The sequence below is a fragment of the Pseudonocardia sp. SID8383 genome (assembly GCF_009864975.1).
Lineage (GTDB): Bacteria > Actinomycetota > Actinomycetes > Mycobacteriales > Pseudonocardiaceae > Pseudonocardia > Pseudonocardia alni.
Map to the genome: position 1 here is coordinate 1 of NZ_WWFY01000142.1, position 17,452 is coordinate 17,452.

At 72.9% G+C, this 17,452-nt stretch carries 18 protein-coding genes; 10 read left to right on the forward strand and 8 right to left on the reverse strand.

Annotation, left to right across the window (positions count from 1 at the left end; translation table 11 throughout):
• A partial coding sequence (locus tag GTW08_RS03580; protein ID WP_161151407.1) for a TspO/MBR family protein occupies positions 1 to 649 on the reverse strand: 649 nt, incomplete at its 3' end.
• A gap of 153 nt (positions 650 to 802) precedes the next feature.
• On the opposite strand from GTW08_RS03580, the gene GTW08_RS03585 reads away from it, so the two are divergent.
• From GTW08_RS03585 to lon, 6 genes are all read left to right on the forward strand, one after another.
• Positions 803 to 1,495: a bifunctional DNA primase/polymerase gene (locus GTW08_RS03585; protein ID WP_337826654.1), complete on the forward strand. Its 693-nt coding sequence runs from the start codon at positions 803 to 805 to the stop codon at positions 1,493 to 1,495.
• Between the two features lie 413 nt (positions 1,496 to 1,908).
• A complete protein-coding gene (locus tag GTW08_RS03590; RefSeq protein ID WP_202416345.1) occupies positions 1,909 to 3,120 on the forward strand; it encodes a DUF445 domain-containing protein in 1,212 nt (403 codons plus the stop codon).
• A gap of 159 nt (positions 3,121 to 3,279) precedes the next feature.
• Positions 3,280 to 3,744 carry a helix-turn-helix domain-containing protein gene (locus tag GTW08_RS03595; RefSeq protein WP_062399838.1) on the forward strand — a complete coding sequence of 155 codons (465 nt, stop codon included), beginning with the start codon at positions 3,280 to 3,282 and terminating at the stop codon, positions 3,742 to 3,744.
• Between the two features lie 5 nt (positions 3,745 to 3,749).
• Positions 3,750 to 4,478, forward strand: coding sequence for a hypothetical protein (locus GTW08_RS03600; RefSeq protein ID WP_073577939.1), 729 nt, complete (start codon positions 3,750 to 3,752; stop codon positions 4,476 to 4,478).
• Positions 4,479 to 4,631: 153 nt separating this feature from the next.
• Entirely contained in the window at positions 4,632 to 4,940 is a 309-nt protein-coding gene (locus GTW08_RS03605; RefSeq protein WP_073577938.1) for a DUF2516 family protein, read from the forward strand.
• 257 nt (positions 4,941 to 5,197) lie between these two features.
• Complete coding sequence (gene lon / locus GTW08_RS03610; protein WP_202416343.1) at positions 5,198 to 7,540, forward strand: endopeptidase La; 2,343 nt, start codon at positions 5,198 to 5,200, stop codon at positions 7,538 to 7,540.
• Positions 7,541 to 7,703: 163 nt separating this feature from the next.
• On the opposite strand, the gene GTW08_RS03615 is transcribed toward lon, so the two are convergent.
• From GTW08_RS03615 to GTW08_RS03625, 3 genes are all read right to left on the reverse strand, one after another.
• Positions 7,704 to 8,621 carry a DUF559 domain-containing protein gene (locus tag GTW08_RS03615; RefSeq protein ID WP_083659036.1) on the reverse strand — a complete coding sequence of 306 codons (918 nt, stop codon included), beginning with the start codon at positions 8,619 to 8,621 and terminating at the stop codon, positions 7,704 to 7,706.
• A 199-nt stretch (positions 8,622 to 8,820) separates the two neighbouring features.
• Positions 8,821 to 9,693, reverse strand: coding sequence for a formyltetrahydrofolate deformylase (gene purU / locus GTW08_RS03620; protein ID WP_073577883.1), 873 nt, complete (start codon positions 9,691 to 9,693; stop codon positions 8,821 to 8,823).
• On the reverse strand, positions 9,693 to 10,190 hold the full coding sequence (locus GTW08_RS03625) for a DUF2505 domain-containing protein (protein WP_073577882.1): 498 nt from the start codon (positions 10,188 to 10,190) through the stop codon (positions 9,693 to 9,695). The genes purU and GTW08_RS03625 overlap by 1 nt, the downstream gene beginning before the upstream one ends.
• A gap of 56 nt (positions 10,191 to 10,246) precedes the next feature.
• Here GTW08_RS03625 and GTW08_RS03630 point away from each other — a divergent pair, with 56 nt between their 5' ends.
• The 3 genes from GTW08_RS03630 to GTW08_RS03640 all read left to right on the forward strand — a co-directional run bounded on the left by GTW08_RS03630 (position 10,247) and on the right by GTW08_RS03640 (position 12,764).
• Positions 10,247 to 11,263, forward strand: coding sequence for a UDP-N-acetylmuramate dehydrogenase (locus tag GTW08_RS03630; protein ID WP_202416344.1), 1,017 nt, complete (start codon positions 10,247 to 10,249; stop codon positions 11,261 to 11,263).
• Between the two features lie 132 nt (positions 11,264 to 11,395).
• Positions 11,396 to 12,568: a L,D-transpeptidase gene (locus GTW08_RS03635; protein ID WP_073577935.1), complete on the forward strand. Its 1,173-nt coding sequence runs from the start codon at positions 11,396 to 11,398 to the stop codon at positions 12,566 to 12,568.
• Between the two features lie 16 nt (positions 12,569 to 12,584).
• Positions 12,585 to 12,764 carry a hypothetical protein gene (locus tag GTW08_RS03640; RefSeq protein ID WP_073577880.1) on the forward strand — a complete coding sequence of 60 codons (180 nt, stop codon included), beginning with the start codon at positions 12,585 to 12,587 and terminating at the stop codon, positions 12,762 to 12,764.
• On the opposite strand, the gene GTW08_RS03645 is transcribed toward GTW08_RS03640, so the two are convergent.
• Both GTW08_RS03645 and GTW08_RS03650 read right to left on the reverse strand, forming a co-directional pair.
• Positions 12,761 to 13,498 (reverse strand): SDR family NAD(P)-dependent oxidoreductase, encoded by a 738-nt coding sequence (locus GTW08_RS03645; protein ID WP_073577879.1) that lies wholly within the window; start codon positions 13,496 to 13,498, stop codon positions 12,761 to 12,763. The genes GTW08_RS03640 and GTW08_RS03645 overlap by 4 nt on opposite strands.
• Before the next feature lie 17 nt (positions 13,499 to 13,515).
• A complete protein-coding gene (locus tag GTW08_RS03650) occupies positions 13,516 to 13,824 on the reverse strand; it encodes a DUF2530 domain-containing protein (RefSeq protein WP_083659035.1) in 309 nt (102 codons plus the stop codon).
• A 65-nt stretch (positions 13,825 to 13,889) separates the two neighbouring features.
• Between GTW08_RS03650 and GTW08_RS03655 the strand changes: the two genes are divergently transcribed.
• Complete coding sequence (locus GTW08_RS03655) at positions 13,890 to 15,323, forward strand: NCS2 family permease (RefSeq protein WP_073577878.1); 1,434 nt, start codon at positions 13,890 to 13,892, stop codon at positions 15,321 to 15,323.
• Between the two features lie 160 nt (positions 15,324 to 15,483).
• Here GTW08_RS03655 and GTW08_RS03660 read toward each other — a convergent pair whose 3' ends face one another.
• Together GTW08_RS03660 and GTW08_RS03665 are read right to left on the reverse strand one after the other, a co-directional pair.
• Positions 15,484 to 16,398 (reverse strand): glycoside hydrolase family 16 protein, encoded by a 915-nt coding sequence (locus GTW08_RS03660; protein WP_073577877.1) that lies wholly within the window; start codon positions 16,396 to 16,398, stop codon positions 15,484 to 15,486.
• Between the two features lie 185 nt (positions 16,399 to 16,583).
• A partial coding sequence (locus GTW08_RS03665) for a glycoside hydrolase family 16 protein (RefSeq protein ID WP_161151408.1) occupies positions 16,584 to 17,452 on the reverse strand: 869 nt, incomplete at its 5' end.

Below are 17,452 nucleotides of genomic sequence, written 5' to 3' on the forward strand. Positions count from 1 at the left end.
CCGCGTAGGGCAGCGTCGCCGTCGTCCGCCGGGTCGCGACGCCCGCGGCCAGCACGCCGGCACCGAGGAGCGCCGCGGCCGTCACCGGGCCGAGCGGCGCGCCCCAGTAGGTCAGCGTCACCGAGAACCCGGCCACGGTCGCGAGTGACACCCAGCCCGTGTAGAAGGCCAGCGGGCCGTGCAGGAGTGCCCGGTCGGCCACTCCCTCGGCGGGGAACGCGGCGAGCCGGTGCAGCACCACGGCCAGGGTCACCAGCAGTGCCACGATCAGCAGCTGCGCGGTGCCCAGGAGCTCCTGGGAGAACACGACGATCCAGCCCGCGTTGAGCGCCGCCGTCGCCACGAACAGCCAGCCGGTCGCCCGGTGCACCGGGCGCGACCGCTGCCCGGGCAGCGACTGGTACACCGCGTACACGAGCAGGGCCAGGTAAATGAGGCCCCACACGGAGAACGCCACCGTCGCCGGGGTGACCAGTGAGGGGTAGCGGTCGCTGAGCACCCGCTGCGACTCCCCGAACGTCCCGCTGCCGCCGAGCGAGCCCGCCACCGCCTGCAGTACCGCCGCGGCGAGCACCGCCCAGGTGCGTGCCGTGTCCATCCCGGTGGCCGGGCCTGCCGTGCGGCCCGCCCTCGCCGTCGTCGACGCCATGTCCAGTCCTTCCGATCGTCGCAACCATCTCGATGATAAAGACAATCGACGCACGAGGCATGTCGAGCGGTACGACGACCGGCGTTGCGCCGGACGGCGGCGGGGTTGCCACCGGTCGTCGGTCCGCTGGGCCCGGTCACCCGCCGTTCACCGGTGGCCGCGACGCCGTGCGGTCGGCGTTCCCCGCTCGTCTCGCCGCTGCGCACCCTCGCCGCGCACCCCTCGCGAACTCGTGCACGGAGCCCGATCCTGGTGGTGTACTTCACAGGGAAAGCGGCACCACAGGGGTTGTCGCGCAAGCGGAAGGAAGTGACCTCCATGTCCTGGTGGGACAGCTACCGAGCCGTCTACGGCGCGGAGCTGCGAGCGGCTGCTCGCGAGTACGCCGACCACGGTTGGCCGCTCGTGCCGGGGCCGGGCGCGGAGGTCATGCTCGCGACGGGCGACGTGCTCGACGTGGTCGAGGTCCCGGCGGCCATCGGTCGGCAGGTCTGCCGGACGCTGCGTGAGGCCGGCGAGGTCGTGCCGGTCGCCGCGACGCCCGAGGGCACCTGGTGGTTCCCGATGAGCCCGCGGCACGCGCTCCCGGCCGAGCTGAGCCTGCACACCGACGTCGTGCTGCACACCGACGGCATCGGCGTCGTCGCCCCGCCGACCGAGCGTCCCGAGGGCTGGGTGCAGTGGCGCGTGGCCCCGGCGCGGGTCGGCTACCGGGTGCCCGAGGCCGCGGTCGTCGTCGAAGCGGTCTGCGACGCGGTTCGCCGTCGCGGCAGTGAGCAGTCCCTGCCCGACGAGCAGGAGGCGCGGGCCGAGCAGCCCGGCGTCCCGAGCGCCCTGCGGCGCTGACCCTCCCGCGCGGCCCGGACGGAACCGAGGATCCGGCCCGCGCGACCGCGTACCGCCCGCCCGAATCCGTCCCGATGTCGTCTCCGCAGGTCTCCGCGGGACGCCGGGAGCGGCCGGGCGGTGCGCACCGGAAGCGGCGCCCGAGGGGGCACTTCTCCCTCGCCGCGCAGCCGCTCCACCGGCCACGGCCGGGTCCGGCGGGACATCCCCCGGACCCGGCCGGGGACCCGTACCGCGCGCCCCCGGCGCCCGTTGTCGGTGTCCCCGGGCACTATGGGTGTGTGCAGACCTCCCGCGCGCCGGAGCGCCCGACCCCCGTCCCGCAGCGGGACCGCACCATCGGGTCCGTTCCTGACGTCCCCCTCGGCGGCTTCGGCCCCGGTGACGAACAGAAGCGGCGCGACCTGCGGCGCATGAAGGCCGTCGCCACCGGGTTCCTCCTCGGCGCGACGGTCGTGTTCTTCGTCGCGAAGTACTTCGAGGTCGTCCGCGGTGTCCCCGGGGCGGACTATGTCCGGGCCGCCGCCGAGGCCGGCATGGTCGGTGCGCTCGCCGACTGGTTCGCGGTGACCGCGCTGTTCCGGCACCCGTTGCGGATCCCGATCCCGCACACCGCGATCATCCCGCGCAAGAAGGACATGATCGGTGACAGCCTCGGCGACTTCGTCGGGGAGAACTTCCTGTCCGAGTCCGTCGTCCGCGACAAGCTCGAGCGGATCGGGGTCAGCGAGTCGGTCGGGCGGTGGATCGCCGAGCAGCAGAACGCCGACCGGATCACCACCGAGCTGGTCACCGCCGCGCGGGCCCTCGTGACCGTGCTGCGCGACGAGGACGTGCAGAACGTCATCGAGACCGTCGCGGTCCGCAAGCTGATGGAGATTCCGGTCGGTCCGCCGATGGGCAAGGCGCTGGAGGGCGTCCTGGCCGACGGCGCCCACCGCAGGCTGGTCGACCTCGTCTGCGACCGCGCCTACGACTGGGTCGCCGACAACCAGGAGATGGTCCTGCGGGTGGTGCACGACCGCGCGCCGTCCTGGACCCCGCGCTTCGTCGACGACCTCGTGGCCGACAAGCTGTTCGCCGAGATCCGCGGCTACGCCTGGGCCGTCAAGACCGACCCGGAGCACCCGCTGCGGCACGCCGTCGACCGCTACCTCGCGGAGTTCGCCCGCGACCTGCAGCACGACGAGACGACGATGGAGCGCGCCGAGCAGGTCAAGCGCCAGGTCGTCGAGCATCCGGAGGTGCAGCACTTCATCGGCCGCGCCTGGACGGTCGTGAAGTCCATGGTCCTCGACGCCGCCGACGACCCGTCGAACGAGCTGCGCCTGCGCGTGCGCGACGGCCTCATGGCCTTCGGGCGGAGACTGGGCCGCGACGCCGAGCTGCGCGCGAAGCTCGACGGCTGGCTGGCGGACGCTGCGTCGTACGTCGTGCGGCACTACCGGCACCAGATCACCACCTTGATCACCGAGACCGTCGCCCGCTGGGACGCGGAGGAGACCTCGCGCAAGATCGAGCTCCAGGTGGGCCGCGACCTGCAGTGGATCCGGATCAACGGCACCGTCGTGGGGGCGCTCGCCGGCCTGGTCATCCACGCCGTGGGGGAGCTCGTCATCGGGTGATCGGTCGGGTGTCCCCGGATGACATCGCACTGTCACCGGACCGTCACCGACGTGGCGCACGCCACGTGACCAGCGCTAGCACTGTGCTTGCAGGAGCTAGCAGTGCCGCGTACGGTCGGTTCCGTCAGTGAGGAACGGATCGAGACGGAGGTGAGACGGATGGCCACCGAGCGCAAGCACGGAGAGCGTGAGTCCGTCGAACCCGTCGAGCGCGTCGCGCAGGCCGTCGAGAGCGTCGGTCAGACCGTGGGGCACGCGGTGGAGGACATCGGGTCCTACATCCGCGCCCAGCGCGAGGCCGCCCAGGTCTCCATGCGGCAGCTGGCCCGCACCGCGGGCGTCAGCAACCCGTATCTCAGCCAGGTCGAGCGCGGACTGCGCAAGCCGTCCGCCGAGATACTGCAGCAGATCGCCAAGGGGCTGCGGATCTCCGCCGAGGCGCTGTACGTCCGCGCCGGGATCCTCGAGGAGCGGCCCGCCGGTCAGGTGACCGACGCGGTGCTCACCGATCCGACTCTCAACGAGCGGCAGAAACGTGTGCTGCTCGACGTCTACGAGTCCTTTCGCAGGGAGAACGGCCTCTCTGCCGGCACCACCGACACCCCCACCGATACGAGGAAGTGATCACCATGGCCGTGAACCTCCCCACCAGCGCCGACGTGCAGAAGCTGCGCGAGCAGACCGCCGAGCAGGCCGAGGTCGTCCGCACCCCGCTGCTCGCCGTGCTCGGCGCCGGCGACTTCGCCGTCACCACCGTGAGCAAGGCCGTCACCGACGCCCGCTCCACCGCCACCAAGCGCGCCGAGGAGGTGCAGACCCGTGTCCAGGAGCTCCCCGACGAGCTCAAGGAGCTCCGCGGCAAGCTGTCCTCGGACAACATCCGCAAGCAGGTCGAGGAGTTCCGCTCCGAGGTCGAGGGCGTCTACGTCGGGTTCGCCCAGCGCGGTGAGAAGGCCTGGGGCCGGATCCGCAAGCAGCCGCAGGTCAAGCAGGCCATCGCGACCGTCGAGGGTCTGACCGAGAAGTTCGACACCCGCGTCGACGAGTTCGTGGACGAGACCCACGACGTCGCCGTCAAGACCCTGGGTACGGTCACCACGCAGACCCGCTCGGTCGGTGAGAAGGTCGCCCGCCGCGCCCAGACCGCCGCGAGCGAGGCCGCCGAGGCCGTCACCGAGGTCTCGAAGGAGGCCGCCGAGGCGATCGAGGAGGCCGGCGACGAGGTCGCGTCGACCACGCGTTCGACCGCGCGCCGCACCGCCGCCAAGACCGACCCGAAGACCGCCACCGGCGCGAAGGTCCCGGCTCGCAAGCCGACCACCCGCCGCGGCACCTCGACGGCGTCGGCCAAGAAGTGACACCCGCCGGGCCCCGTGCCCGGTGAGTACGACCCGCGCCCCCGGCCGATCCCGATCGGCCGGGGGCGCCGTCGTGTGCGGATGCGGATCGTCCCGCCCGGATCCGGCGCCGGACGTGACCGGCGCCCGGGTTGTCCGTACTCTGGCCGGGTGTTGTCACTGCCAGGTGCCCCCGATGAACTGATCATCTTCGTGATCAAGTGGATCATGGTGGTGGTCGGCGGGTTCTCGTTCGGGCACGCACTGATGCAACGTGCGGACGCCTTCACCGCGGCGGGCAAGCTCACCAAGAACGCCTGGCTGGGCATCACCGGCGTCGCGCTGCTGCTTCTGATCATCACGAACGGCCCGATGTTCGGCGGTGCCATGTTCTGGCTGGCCGCCACCGTCGCGACGCTGGTCTACCTGGTCGACGTCAAGCCCGCGGTGATGGAGGTGCAGGGCGGCGGACCGCGCTGGTGAACCCCCCGGTCCTCGGGACGCTCACAACCGTCCCGGCGCTGGACCGGCCTGACCTGCTCGCGGAGCCCGTCGCCGTCCCGCCGTCGCCCTGACCGGGATGGCCTACGGTCCCGAGCACGACCCGGTCACGCATCGGTGGCCCCGCGGTACGCGGTGTGCCCACGGCCGCCGTCACGTGCTCCGGTGTCCGCGTTCGCCCTGAGCGGACACGACTCAACTCCGGGAAGCGGAGGACCCTCCGCGTGGTTGGGCAGGACATGAGTGACGTGCTGACGCTCCCGGTCCTGCCCCTCGATGACGCCGTGGTCCTGCCCGGCATGGTCGTCCCCGTCCGTCTCGACGACTCCGACACCCGTGCCGCGGTGGACGCGGCCACCGCCGCGGCCCAGGACCGCGACGACGGGAGACGGGTGCTCGTCGTGCCCCGCATCGACGGCCGCTACGGCGCCATCGGCGTCGTCGCCGTGCTCGAGCAGATCGGCAGGCTCCCCAACGGGGACCGGGCCGCCGTCGTGCGGGGTGAGCGGCGCGCCCGCATCGGGTCGGGGGTCTCCGGCCCCGGCGCGGCGCTCTGGGTCGAGGCCGAGCCGGTCGACGCCGGCGAGCCCACCGGCCGCACCCACGAGCTCGCCCGCGAGTACAAGGCTCTGGTGGTCGGGATCCTGCAGCAGCGGGGGGCCTGGCAGGTCATCGACTCCGTGCAGCAGACCGACGACCCGGGCGCGCTCGCCGACCTCGCCGGGTGGGCGTCGTGGCTGGACGTCGCGCACAAGGCCGAGCTGCTCGCCGAGACCGACCTCGACGCCCGGCTGGAGAAGCTCCTGGGCTGGACCAAGGAGCACGTCGCCGAGCAGGAGGTCACCGAGAAGATCTCGAACGACGTCCGCGAGGGCATGGAGAAGCAGCAGCGCGAGTTCCTGCTCCGCCAGCAGCTCGCCGCGATCCGCAAGGAGCTCGGTGAGGACGACCCGGAGGGCTCCGACGACTACCGCGCCCGCGTGGAGGCCGCCGACCTGCCCGACGAGGTCCGCAAGGCCGCGCTGACCGAGGTCGGCAAGCTGGAACGTTCCTCGGACCAGAGCCCGGAGTCCGGCTGGATCCGGACCTGGCTCGACACCGTCCTCGACATCCCGTGGAGCACCGCGACCACCGACTCGTCGGACCTCGTGGAGGCCCGTCGCATCCTCGACGCCGACCACGCCGGTCTCGACGACGTGAAGGAGCGCCTCGTCGAGTTCCTCGCCGTGCGCGCCCGCCGCGAGCGCAAGGGCCTCGACACCGTCGGCGGCCGCGGCTCGGGCGCGGTGCTCTCGCTGGTCGGCCCGCCCGGCGTCGGCAAGACGTCGTTGGGGGAGTCGGTCGCCCGCGCGCTCGGCCGGAACTTCGTCCGCGTCGCGCTCGGCGGCGTCCGGGACGAGGCGGAGATCCGCGGTCACCGGCGCACCTACGTCGGCGCGCTGCCCGGCCGGATCGTCCGCGCCATCCGCGAGGCCGGCTCGATGAATCCCGTCGTGCTGCTCGACGAGATCGACAAGGTCGGCAGCGACTTCCGCGGTGACCCGACCGCGGCGCTGCTGGAGGTCCTCGACCCGGCGCAGAACCACACGTTCCGCGACCACTACCTGGAGGTCGACCTCGACCTGTCGAACGTCCTGTTCCTGGCGACGGCGAACGACGGCTCCGGGATCCCCGGCCCGCTGGCCGACCGCATGGAGATCGTGACGCTCGACGGCTACACCGAGCCGGAGAAGGTCGCGATCGCCCGTGACCACCTGCTGCCGCGCCAGGTCGCCAAGGCCGGTCTCGACGACGGCGACGTCGAGTTCACCGACGTCGCGCTGTCGATGATCGCCGCCGAGTACACCCGGGAGGCCGGGGTCCGGCAGCTGGAGCGGGGCCTGGCGAAGGTGCTGCGGAAGGTGGCCGTCCAGCTGGACGCGTCGGAGACCGAGCGCCCGGTGCACGTCGACGCCGACGCGCTCGTCACCTACCTCGGCCGTCCGCGGTTCACGCCGGAGTCCGCCGAGCGGACCTCGGTGCCGGGCGTCGCGACCGGGCTGGCGGTGACCGGTGCCGGTGGTGACGTGCTGTTCATCGAGGCCACCTCGATGGACGGCGAGCCGGGCCTGCAGATCACCGGGCAGCTGGGCGAGGTGATGACCGAGTCCGTCTCGATCGCGCTGTCCTACCTGCGCTCGCGCGGGCTGGCCGGTGACCTCGCGTCGCGCAAGCTGCACGTGCACGTCCCGGCCGGTGCGGTCCCGAAGGACGGCCCGTCCGCCGGCGTCACGATGACGACGGCGCTGGCGTCGCTGGCCTCCGGGCGTTCCGTCCGGAGCTCGGTCGGCATGACCGGCGAGGTGACGCTGCAGGGCAAGGTCCTGCCCATCGGCGGGGTGAAGCAGAAGCTGCTCGCCGCGCACCGGGCCGGGCTGACCGACGTGATCATCCCGAAGCGCAACGAGCCGGACCTGGACGACGTCCCGGCCGCGGTCCGCGAGGAGCTGCGGGTGCACCCGGTCGCCGACGTCTCCGAGGTCCTGGCGATCGCCCTGGAGCCCGCCCACGACGCGGCGACGGCCGAGCAGTCCGCGGCCTGATCTCCGTCCGACCCACGGCGTGAGCCGTACGATCCGGCGCCCGTTCCGCAGCACGCGGGGCGGGCGCCGTCGTGTGCGCGCCCCGCCGGTACGCCCCGCTCCGCGCGTCGCGAGCGCCCGTCCTCGCGCAGCTGTTCCTACGGGAAGTTCGCCGAGATGCAGCTCAGCGGGAACTGTCGATCTCCACGGCCCGCTGAGCTGCATCTCGGCGAGTGCGGTCGAGGGCCTGGCCCACCTCGGCGACGATCTCGTCGGGCCGTCGGTGCATGTCCGGGGCGGTGTAGCGCAGCACCCGCCACCCCGCCGCGACGAGCCGGGTGTGCCGTTGTGCGTCGGCGCGGGCCGCCTCGGGCGTCGCGAAGTGGCCGCCGCCGTCGTACTCGACGCCGAGGTGGTGGTCCGGGTAGGCCAGGTCCAGCCACAGCGCCGTGCGCCGGACGTCGTCGAGGACCGGGTGCTGGGGCACCGGCCGCGGGAGGCCACCCCGGACGAGGACCAGCCGGAGCCGGGTCTCGGGCGGGGATCCGGCGCGCGGGTCGGCCCACACCGACGCGTCGACGACCCGCCGGACACCCCGGGCGTGGGCGTGCCGGACCGCGAGGTTCAGCAGCACGTCCGGGGCGAACGATCCGCGGGACAGCGCGTCGACGGCGACGACACCCTCGGTCGGTGACAGACGCCGCGCCAGGTCGAACGCGGTGCGGACACGCGTGGTGACCCGTACGCCGCGGACCTCGGTCACCTCGTCCGGGGGCAGGACGTCGCGACGGACGAGCACACCCTCACGGGAGCGGGCTCCGGGGTGCGCCGCGCCGACGGTCACCTCGGCCGGTGCAGCCCACGGGGCGCACGACGCGCCGAGCAGCTCGGCGGCCGAGTACCCGCTGAGCACGGCGTCCGGCCCGGCCCAGCAGTGCGCCGCGAGCGAGCGGAGCCGTAGGTCGGGGCGCAGGTCGGCCGGCGCGTAGGTGTCCGGGAGCAGCCGGCGGTAGCGGGGCCCGCGCAGGAGGTCGGGGGTGACGAGACCCGCCGCCACGGCCGCGGTCCCGCGGAACACCTCGGGCCATCCGGGGATCGTCACGTGCTGATCGTGCGCCGGCTGCCCCGGCCGTCGGACCGGATCGGCCGGACTCCGTCGCCATCGCGAACGAAGGACGTACGCCGAGATGCAGCTCAGCGGGCCACGGAGATCCACAATTCCCGCTGAGATGCATCTCGGCGACATTCCGCTGCGCGCGACCCGACCCGACCCGGCCGGGCCGGGCGGCAGGGCTGCGGGCTCAGCGGAAGACGACGGTCCGGTTGCCCTGGATCAGCACCCGGTCCTCCAGGTGCCACCGCAGCCCCCGGGCCAGCACCAGACGCTCGATGTCGCGTCCCCGTCGCACCATGTCGGTCGCGGTGTCCCCGTGGTCGACGCGGGCGACGTCCTGCTCGATGATCGGGCCCGCGTCGAGGTCGGCGGTCGCGTAGTGGCAGGTCGCGCCGATCAGCTTGACCCCGCGCCGGTGGGCCTGGTGGTAGGGCCGCGCCCCGGCGAAGGACGGCAGGAAGCTGTGGTGGATGTTGATCGCCCGCCCGGCCCAGGCCTCGCACAGGTGCGCGGGCAGGACCTGCATGAAGCGGGCGAGGACGATCGCGTCGGGGGAGTCGTCGTCGACGAGCTTGCGGATCTCCTCGAACGCGGTGACCTTGCCCTGCTCGCGGGCCGGGTCGCCGGGCGCGGGGAAGGGTACGTGGTGGAACGGCACCCCGTGCGCGGCGACGACCGGCTCCAGCGACGTGTGGTTGCCGATCACGCGGGTGATCTCCACCGGCAGCTCGCCCGCCCACACCCGGCCGAGGATGTCGTGCAGGCAGTGCTGGTCGCGGGTCACCAGCAGCACGGCGCGCTTGCGGACGCCGGTGTCGGAGATGCGGTGCTCACCGCCCAGCTCGGCGGCGACCGGGGCGAACCGGGCGCGGAGCTCGTCGACGTCGAAGGGGACCGACGCGGCGTCGACGACCTGGCGGGTGCAGAACACCCCGGCCTCGACGTCGGCGTGGTACGCGGCCTCGGTGATCGAGGCGCCGAGGTCGGCGAGGAACGTGCTGATCCGCGCGACGATGCCGGTGCGGTCCGGGCAGGACAGGGTGATCACGTAGTGGGACATCAGGAGATCCGGGAGAGGGTGAACTGGGTCTCGGCGGCGAGCAGCTGCTCGATCTGCCCGGCGACCGCCTGCTCGATCTTCGCACCCACCAGCGGGACCTTGACCGTGACCTCGGCCCGGATCCGGACCTCGCTGCCGCCGTCGACGTCGGCGATCCGCATCACCGACCGTGCGGTGGCGGGGGTGCCGATGACCTTCACGGAGCCGGTGCCGTCGTAGACGCCCTCGCTGCCGGCCCGCCACTGCTCGCTGCGGTCGATCTGCAGGTCCCCGCCGGGTACGAACGACGACACGATCGACGGCAGGTGCTCGCCCGGGATCCCGTGCCGCAGTGTGTAGCGGACGCCGTCGGCGGTGGTCTCGTAGGCGGTCACCCCGGCCCCGGGGCCGCCGATGTGACGCAGCTGCTCCTCCAGGAGATCGCGGTCGACCATCGCCGCGTAGACCTTCGAGGCCGGGTGCGCGGACGTTGCGCGGTAGTCGATCGAGCGCGGCATGGGCGAAGGCTACCGTTGCGGTCGTGAGTTCCCCCGCTCCGACAACGGTCGACCCGATGCTCAGTGCGCACACCACACTGCGCCTCGGCGGACCGGCCTCCCGCATCGTGCGCGCCGAGGGCGCGGCCGAGGTGGTCGACGCCGTCGCCGCGGCCGACCGGGCCGGGGAACGGGTGCTGCTGGTGGGCGGCGGGTCGAACCTCGTCGTCGCCGACGCCGGGTTCGACGGGACCGCCGTGCTGCTGGCGGGGCGCGGGATCGGCCACGAGCGCGACGGCGACCGGGTGCTGCTGACCGTCGAGGCCGGTGAGGACTGGGACGACGTCGTCGCCGCGACCGTCGCCGACGGGCTCGGCGGGCTGGAGTGCCTGTCCGGTATCCCCGGGCGGACCGGCGCGACCCCGGTGCAGAACGTGGGCGCCTACGGCGTCGAGGTCGCCGACCAGCTCGTCGACGTCGACCTCTACGACCGGCGCACCGGCACCGTCCGCGAGCACGTGCCCGCCTCCGAACTGGGGCTCGCCTACCGCACGAGCGTCCTCAAGGGCAGCGACGACGCGATCGTCCTGCGGGTGCGCTTCGCGCTGCACGCCGACGGCCGCTCCGCCCCGATCCGCTACGGCGAACTCGCCCGCACCCTCGGCGTCGACCCGGAGACGCGGACCGATCCGGCCGCCGTCCGTGAGGCGGTGCTCGGGCTGCGCCGTGGCAAGGGCATGGTCCTCGACGCCGAGGACCACGACACCTGGTCGGCCGGCTCGTTCTTCACCAACCCGATCCTGCCCACGGACCGGGCGCCGCAGGTCGACGGCCTGGCCGCGTGGCCCGCGGGAGAGGGCCGGGTCAAGCTCAGCGCCGCCGGGCTGATCCAGAACGCCGGGTTCGGCCGCGGGCACGCCGGCCCCGGCGGCCGGGTGTCGCTGTCGACGCGGCACGTCCTGGCCCTGACCCACCGCGGCGACGGGACGACGGCCGACCTGCTGGCCCTGGCCCGTGAGGTGCAGGGCGGCGTCGCCGAGCGGTTCGGCGTCACCCTGCATCCCGAACCGGTGCTGGTGGACTGCACCGTCTGACACCCTCTGTACATCGACGTCCGGTTCGCGTTGCGCCGCACGGGGGAGCACCGTCCTCCTGCCGATCACGTGGACCGGATCCCGGCGTACGGTCGGTGCGCATCGCAGGAGATCGAGTACGCGGGGGAACGGTTGCGACGGGTACTGATCGTCGTGGTGGTGCTGATCGGCGCGCTGGGCGTCGTCGGGGCGGTGGCCCTCGCGGCCTCGCCGCAGGACCCGGCGGTGCCGCAGGCCGCCCCGGCCCCGGCCGGGCCACAGGTGAGCTACCAGCCGGCCGCGTCGGCGTCGTCGGCGAACCCGGCACAGCCGGTCTCGGTCCGCGCGGCGGGCGGCACGCTGGACGGGGTGTCGCTGACCGGCCCGGACGGCGACGCCGTCGACGGCGCGCTGTCCCCGGACCGCACCACCTGGACCAGCAGCGGTGATCTGGACTTCGCCTCCACCTACACCTGGCACGGGCGCGCCGTCGCACCGGACGGCACGGCGACCCCTGTGCAGGGCACCGTCGCGACGCTGGAGCCCGTCCACACCGTGCGCGGCACCCTGAACATCGGCGACGACCGCACCGTCGGCATCGCGGCGCCGATCGAGATCCAGTTCGACCGGCACGTCGAGGACCGCGCCGCGATCGAGAAGGTCCTGGAGGTCACGACCTCGAAGGAGGTCGAGGGCGCGTGGGGCTGGCTGCCCGACGAGAACGGCGGCTCGCGCGTGCACTGGCGGCCGAAGGAGTACTGGCCGTCGGGCACGAAGGTGACCGTGGACGCGCCGCTCAAGGGCGTCGACTACGGCGGCGGCAGCTACGGCGCCGAGGACCTGACCACGTCGTTCGCGATCGGCCGCGCCCAGATCGTCGAGGCCGACGCCCGATCGTTCCGGATGATCGTGATCCGGGACGGCAAGCAGATCGCGGACTACCCGGCGTCCTACGGCCTGGCCGACGACCCGAACCGCAACACGCGCTCGGGCATCCACGTCGTCACCGAGAAGTTCACCGACAAGCGGATGGTCTCGCAGCAGTACGGCTACGACGTCGTCGAGAAGTGGGCCGTCCGGATGAGCAACAACGGCGAGTTCATCCACGCCAACCCGGTGTCGGCCGCCGCGCAGGGGGCCGCGAACGTCACCCACGGCTGCGTGAACCTGTCGGTCGAGAACGCCAAGGCGTACTACGACTCCGTCCTCTACGGCGACCCGGTCGAGGTCACCGGCACCCCCGTGCAGCTCTCCGCCCGCGACGGCGACCTGTGGGACTGGACGCTGTCCTGGGAGAAGTGGAAGGGGTTGTCGGCGCTGTCCTAGCGGGTACCCGCCCGCCATGAGCGTCCCCGACGACCGCGCCGCCAGCCGTGCCACCCCGCTCCCGGAGGAGGAGGGCACCGAACCCGGTGCCGAGCAGATCCTGCGCGAGTCCGAGGAGCGCATCGCCGGCGCCGCCCGGAGCGAGAGCCCCGGTGACGACGCCGACCAGAACCGCCGGTCGGAGGAGACCCTCTAGCGCCGGTGCCGCCGCGTGCCCGACGCCTGGTCACGCGGCTTGAGCACGAGCTGGTCCAGGTTGACGTGCGACGGCCGGGTCGCGGCGAAGACGATCGTGTCGGCGACGTCGTCGGCGGTCAGCGGGGTCAGGCCCTCGTAGACCTTGGCCGCCTTCTCGGCGTCGCCCAGCCGCACCTCGGAGAACTCGGTCTCCACCATGCCGGGGCAGATCTCGGTGATCCGGATCGGCTCGCCGAGCAGCTCTCCGCGCAGGGTGCGGTGCAGCATCGCCTGGGCGTGCTTGGCACCGGTGTAGCCGGCGCCGTTGTCGTAGAAGTCCAGCGCGGCGATCGAGGTCACCGTGACGATGTGCCCGTCGCCCGACGCCCGCAGCTTCGGTAGGAACGCCTGCGTCAGACGCAGCGTGCCGGCGACGTTGGTCTCCCACATCCAGCGCCAGTCGTCCTCGTCGGCGTCGGCGACGGGCTCCAGGCCCTTCGCGCCGCCGGCGTTGTTGACCAGCAGCTTCGCCTCGGGCACGGCGTCGGCGAACGCGCGGACGGACCCCCGGTCGGTGACGTCGAGGGACAGTGCGGTGCCGTCGATCTCCTTCGCGATCTCCTCGCAGCGCTCCACCCGGCGGGCCCCCAGCACGACGTGGAAGCCGGCGGCGCCGAGCGCACGGGCGGTGGCGGCGCCGATCCCGGAGGAGGCCCCGGTGACGACGGCGGTCGGACGGTCGTTCGCGGTCATGCCGATGAGCCTATGACCTACCTCGGCTCGACGCCGCGCTGCGCCGACCGGTCCCCGCGGCGGGCGGCGGCCCGCTGCGCCGAGAACACCGCGGCGCCGAACAGGCCGACGCCGACACCGGCGATGCAGGTCCAGAACCACGCCCCCGCGCCGTCCGCGGGACCGAAGCCGGAACCGGTGACCATCACGACCGCGGCGGCGACGCCCGCGCCGACCGCCCACAGCAGCATCCCGCCGAGGATCACCGGCGGGGACTCGTAGAAGCGCGCCGGCAACGGCGGCGGGGGCGGGGGGTCGCTCGCGCGCTCGCTGTCGTGGGCCGTCACGGGGCCGTAGCCTAAACGGTGCACGGACGGAACCCGCAGTGTTGCACCGCGTCTAGTGTGTCGCCGTGATCGAGCGCCTGTTCCGCGTGTCCGAGCGCGGCTCCACCGTCTCCCGCGAGCTACGCGGGGGTCTCGTCACGTTCATGGCGATGGCCTACATCATCGTCCTGAACCCGCTGATCCTCGGCAGCGTCACGCCGGGCGACCCGTCGGCCAAGGCCGACGCGCTGGGCGGGATCCTCCCGGTCGCGCAGGTCGCCGCGGTGACCGCCCTGGTCGCGGGCGTGATGACCATCATCTTCGGCGTCGTCGCGAACTACCCGTTCGCGATCGCCACCGGCCTGGGGATCAACACCCTGCTGGCGGTGACCATCGCGCCGCTGATGACCTGGCCCGAGGCGATGGGCCTGGTCGTCATCAACGGCGTCATCATCGTGATCCTCGCCCTGACCGGCTTCCGGACGGCGGTGTTCAACGCCGTCCCCACCGAGCTCAAGACGGCGATCGCGGTCGGCATCGGCGCGTTCATCGCGCTGATCGGCCTGGTCGACTCCGGCTTCGTGCGCCGGCTGCCCGACGCGGCCAACACCACGGTCCCGGTCGGACTGGGCACCGGCGGCTCCATCGCCTCCTGGCCGACGTTCGTCTTCGTCGTCGGACTGATCATCGTCGGTGTGCTCGTCGCCCGCGGTGTCCGTGCGGGCATCCTCATCGGCGTCGTGGTGAACACGATCATCGCGATCGTCGTCGAGGCGATCGTCCGGGTCGGCCCCGGCGGCCCGACCAACCCCGGCGGCTGGTCGCTGGCCGTGCCCGCCATCCCGGACCGGATCGTCGGGCTGCCGGACCTGTCGCTGGTCGGGCAGGTCTCGCTCGGGGCGTTCTCCCGGCTCGACGTCATCACCGTCGTCCTGCTGATCTTCACCCTGGTGCTGGCGAACTTCTTCGACGCGATGGGCACGCTCACCGGTCTCGGCCGCCAGGCGGGCCTGACCGACTCCGACGACAAGCTCCCGGACGTCGGGAAGGCGCTGGTCGTCGAGGGCGCGGGCGCGGTCGCCGGTGGTGTGGGGTCGGCGTCGTCGAACACGATCTTCGTGGAGTCCGCGGCCGGCATCGCCGAGGGCGCACGGACCGGTCTGGCCAACGTGCTGACCGGTGTCCTGTTCCTGCTGGCGATGTTCTTCACGCCGCTGTACGCGATCGTCCCGGTGGAGGCCGCGGCCCCGGCGCTGGTCGTCGTCGGCGCGCTGATGTTCCGCCAGATCACCTCGGTCTCGCTCGACGACCTGCGCACCGCGATCCCGGTGTTCCTGACGATCACGGTCATGCCGTTCACCTACTCGATCGCGAACGGCATCGGCGCCGGTTTCATCAGCTACGTCGCGCTCGCCGCGGCCACCGGTCGCGCGCGGCAGGTCCACCCGCTGATGTGGGTCGTGGCGGTGCTGTTCGTGGGGTACTTCGGCGTGGGACCGTTGCGGGAACTGCTCGGCTGAGAACCCGCGCTTGCGCCCGCGACGAAGGTTAGGCTAACCTCAATCTCGTCGCTTCGTGGTGGGAGCGGCGCGTCAGTTCGGGACAGGAGAAGGCCCCGGACCCCACAGGGTCCGGGGCCTCCTTCTTTCCCCAGTCACACCCGATCCGCCGCCGAGCGGGTCAGGGCGCGTAGATGCGGACCCAGTCGACCTGGAAGTCGAGCGAGTCCGGCGTGGTCGCGTCCGGCGCGGGGATCCAGTCGTCGCCGTAGGGGCCGATGTCCTGCTGCATCGCCAGGTGCATCGACCGCGGCGGGATCTGCTCCGGATCGGTGGTGCGGAAGACCTCGGCGCCGTCGATGTAGAACACGACCCGGTCGGGCAGCCACTCGACGGCGTAGGTGTGCCACTGCGTGAAGTCGCCGCGGACGGTCTTGCCGACCTGGCTGTTGTCCTCGCCGTAGTGGACGATCGTGTGCGTCTCGTTGCGCTGCGGCTTCGGGATCTCCATGAAGTTGAGCTCGCCGCCCTCGGGCCAGTCCTCGGCGTCCGGCCAGAGCAGCGCCACGTCGCCGTAGCCGACGGCGGGGTTGGTCTTCGCCCGGATCTCCCAGCGGCCGTACTGCTGGCCGCCGCGCCAGGCCAGACCGGCGGACGTGCGCCCCCGGCTGGTCAGGACGAGCTGACCGTTGCGTACGGAGATGTTCTCCGCGAGGTGCCGACCGTTGCCGCCGGTGGTCTCCCCGGTGTACGGGCTCCAGCGCGTGCGGTCGAGCGCGGCGCCGTCGAACTCGTCGTGGTCGGTGAGACGCCAGCCGTTGCGCACCGCCGCCTCGGTGTCCGAGCGCGACGCGGGGTCGAGCTCGCCGACCTCGCTCGGGCGTTCCTGGTCGTGCATCCGGCCCGGCGGCGTCGCCGGGGCCGACGGTGCGGGCGTCGGGGTCGAGGAGCCGGTGAGCAGCGACGGGTCGGTGGCGACGGTGACGACACCGGCCAGCACGGCCAGACCCGCCACGATGCCGACGACGGCGGGCCAGCGGCGTCGCGACGGTGCCTCGGGGTCGTGCTCGGGCTCCTGCTCCGTCTGTTCCGGCACGACCCCCTCCTCACTCGTCGACGGTGGGTCGGCGGCAGCCTAGGAGGGGACGGCTGTGGGGGAGCTGAGAAGTCCGGGCCACCTCCCGCGGCGGGGTCGGCCGGGTGCTCCATGATCGACGGTTGTGGAGCGCAGGGTGCGCTTCGCGTACCTCCGTACTCCACAACCGGTGATCATGGTCGGACTCAACCGGTCGAGCCCGTGGTCCCCCCGCTGCCGGTGGCGCTGCCGCCGTCCGCAGCTCCGCCGTTCGCTCCGCCGGCGGCGCCCCCGTCGAGGGTGTACTGGCGGACCCAGTCGACCTGCATCTGCGTCTCCTTCCCCGACCCGCCCTTGGGGAACCAGTCGAGCTGGATGCACAGGTGCATCGGCCCCGGCGGCTGCACCTTCTGTTCGGTGGTCTCGAACCACTTCTCGCCGTCGACGTAGGCGGTGATCCGGTCCGGCGTCCACTCCAGGGCCCAGTTGTGCCACTGCGTCGCGTCGATCTCGACCGAGCCCTCGACCTGGGAGTTGTCCGCGCCGTAGTGGAAGAACGCGTTGGTCTTCTGCCGCTCGGGGTCCATCATCTCCATGAAGTCGAGCTCGCCGCCCTCGGGCCAGTTCTCCGCGGTGGGCCAGAGCAGAAGCAGGGCGTTGTACGACGGGTCCCCGACCGGCGCGCGCACCCGCCCCTCCCAGCGTCCGTACTGCTGGGAGCCCTCCTTCCACGCCATGCCCGCGGTGTTGCCCTGGCTGTCGCCGGTGATCGTCAGGACGCCGTCGGCCACCGCGGCCGCGTCCGGGGTGCGACGGCCGTTGCCCGCGTGCCCGGCGCCGTCGTAGATGCTCCAGCCGTCCGTGCCGTTGTCGAACTCGTCGGCGCGGACCGGCCGGCCCCAGCCCAGCTTCGCCGCCGCGGTGGTGCCCTCGGCAGCCGTCGCACCGTCGGTGGTCGCACCGCCCGCCTCCGGGGTGCTCCCGGTGGCGGGCGCGGGATCGGCCGCGCCACCCGAGCCGGTGGGGCAGGGGGCGGGGGTGGTCCGGCCTCCGGTGCCGCCGGTGAGGAGGCCCG

What these genes read in the sequence shown, in the direction of transcription:
- lon (WP_202416343.1), top strand. Translation starts at nt 5,198, where the DNA reads ATGAGTGACGTGCTGACGCTCCCGGTCCTGCCCCTCGATGACGCCGTG.
- GTW08_RS03625 (WP_073577882.1), bottom strand. Translation starts at nt 10,190, where the DNA reads ATGCCGCGCTCGATCGACTACCGCGCAACGTCCGCGCACCCGGCCTCG.
- GTW08_RS03630 (WP_202416344.1), top strand. Translation starts at nt 10,247, where the DNA reads ATGCTCAGTGCGCACACCACACTGCGCCTCGGCGGACCGGCCTCCCGC.
- GTW08_RS03590 (WP_202416345.1), top strand. Translation starts at nt 1,909, where the DNA reads ATGAAGGCCGTCGCCACCGGGTTCCTCCTCGGCGCGACGGTCGTGTTC.
- GTW08_RS03600 (WP_073577939.1), top strand. Translation starts at nt 3,750, where the DNA reads ATGGCCGTGAACCTCCCCACCAGCGCCGACGTGCAGAAGCTGCGCGAG.
- GTW08_RS03640 (WP_073577880.1), top strand. Translation starts at nt 12,585, where the DNA reads ATGAGCGTCCCCGACGACCGCGCCGCCAGCCGTGCCACCCCGCTCCCG.
- purU (WP_073577883.1), bottom strand. Translation starts at nt 9,693, where the DNA reads ATGTCCCACTACGTGATCACCCTGTCCTGCCCGGACCGCACCGGCATC.
- GTW08_RS03645 (WP_073577879.1), bottom strand. Translation starts at nt 13,498, where the DNA reads ATGACCGCGAACGACCGTCCGACCGCCGTCGTCACCGGGGCCTCCTCC.
- GTW08_RS03595 (WP_062399838.1), top strand. Translation starts at nt 3,280, where the DNA reads ATGGCCACCGAGCGCAAGCACGGAGAGCGTGAGTCCGTCGAACCCGTC.